Source organism: Pseudoalteromonas sp. 2CM36K, assembly GCF_023161865.1.
Lineage (GTDB): Bacteria > Pseudomonadota > Gammaproteobacteria > Enterobacterales > Alteromonadaceae > Pseudoalteromonas > Pseudoalteromonas tetraodonis.
On record NZ_JALNTK010000046.1, the window covers coordinates 1 to 2,133 of the forward strand.

The following is a 2,133-nucleotide window of genomic DNA, read 5'->3' on the forward strand; positions in this document are numbered from 1 at the left end:
AATTTTGTTAAACTTGAAAGTTTTCGAAACTAAGTTTTACTCAACTCACTGAGTAGCTCGTGCCTCGCTATGCGTTGGCGTTCCCCGTCTCAGTGGGGTCGCATTATAGGGCGAATCGATTTTAATGCAAGCGTTTTTAAACGCTTTTTTGCATTTAATTTTTACCCCAAAGATACCCGACCTAGACACACACGATACCCACAAAACCCTGTGGATAACTCATTTTTTTATGCTGTTTACTAAACTATTTACTGTGCTTATGGTAAGTTGCGCCCGATATTTACAACTCGTTCACTAGGTAACGCACATGACAGATATAATAAATAGTATAAGTGGTCTCTTATGGGGTCATATTTTAGTGTACTTATTAATAGCAGCAGGGTTATTTTTTACCATACGCCTTGGTTTCATCCAACTTGTACAATTCCCACACATGATTAAAGTTATGTTTCAGAGTCGCCAAGGGTCAGATGGCGGTATTTCCTCTTTCCAAGCATTTTGTACTTCTTTAGCAGCCCGTGTCGGTACTGGTAATATGGCAGGTGTTGCCGTTGCGCTTTATTTAGGTGGTGCAGGTGCTATTTTTTGGATGTGGTTAATTGCTTTAATTGGTATGGCTACTAGCTTTGCTGAAAGTACATTGGCACAAGTTTATAAAACTCGAGATGAAGAAGGTAACTTCCGTGGTGGTCCGGCCTATTATATGGAGTACGGACTTGGCAAGCGTTGGATGGGTGTTGTCTTTTCATTGTGCTTAATTTTAGCCTTTGGTTTAGTTTTTAACGCAGTACAGTCAAATTCTATTGCTGCGGCTTTTGAAGTCGCCTTTGGTATCCCTAACTATATAGTCGGTATCGCTCTTGTAATTGGTTCAGGTATTATTATATTTGGCGGTCTGAAAACAATTTCTCGATTTGCTGAATTAGCCGTTCCATTTATGGCTGCTGCTTACCTTGTGGTTGCACTTTATATATGTGCTGTAAATTACACTGAATTACCTGATGTATTTATGCATGTGATTAGAAGTGCCTTTGGTCTTGAACAAGCTGGTGCCGGTGCAATTGGTTATGGGGTAATGCAGGCGATGATCCAAGGGATCAAACGCGGCTTGTTCTCAAACGAAGCCGGTATGGGTAGTGCTGCGAATGCTGCAGCAACGGCAACACCAAACCCACCTCACCCTGCTTCACAGGGGTATGTACAAATGCTGGGTGTATTTGTAGATACTATTATTATTTGTACTGCAACTGCTGCTCTTATTTTATTATCAGAACAGTTAGTACCAGGCTCTGATGTAACGGGTATAGCACTTACACAAGCAGCGCTTGAGGAGCATGTTGGTAGCTGGGGCGCAATATTTGTTGCAGTCGCTATTTTGTTTTTTGCTTTTACATCAATAGTAGCTAACTATTCTTATGCAGAAACGAACTTATTATTCTTAGAGCATAACCACGCATCTGGCATGTTGATCTTCAGGTTATTAGTGTTAGGTATGGTAATGTTTGGTGCATTGGGCGAATTACCACTAGTGTGGACATTAGCTGATGTATCTATGGGCTTAATGGCAATAGTGAACGTAATCGCATTATTTATGCTCTCAGGTGTTGTCGTGTGGCTTGCTAAAGATTATAACGCTCAGCGACGCGTCGGAAAGTTACCGACGTTTGATCCAAGTAAGAACGACAAACTCAATAAAACTATTCCAAAAGGTATTTGGCATAAATAATTAGTTTTTATACTTCAAGTTAAAACCCGAAACGGCCATTGTTATTTCGGGTTTTTTATTGATTTAACTTTAATCTTAAAGTTACTGATAACAGTAGCCACTTATGAATTACTAATGCGAAGATAGACGTTATTAAAGCCGCCCAACCTGCCTATAAGCTCACCTTATCCAAACATTATAAGCATCCTACAAGTAAATTTAATAACCTATGTAGTAGGTCTCAATGCTTATAACGACATCCTTGCTTAGGTTTATATACATTACTGCATAACCATAATAACTAACACTGCGCTTATTATACCAATCCGCAATAATACTCAATCATTTTGTGGGGCTAAACGTGTCGCTATCTGTGTTAAAAAATTCTCATTTAGAACAACTAAATAGCGAATTTTTTGCCTAGCTAT

General features: G+C 39.3%; 1 protein-coding gene. It reads left to right on the forward strand.

Annotation, left to right across the window (positions count from 1 at the left end):
• Positions 1-307 precede the first annotated feature (307 nt).
• The gene (locus MTN97_RS17735; RefSeq protein WP_248475027.1) at positions 308-1,726 is read left to right on the forward strand and encodes an alanine/glycine:cation symporter family protein; all 1,419 of its coding nucleotides are present in this window, start codon (positions 308-310) and stop codon (positions 1,724-1,726) included.
• The last annotated feature ends 407 nt before the right edge of the window (positions 1,727-2,133 follow it).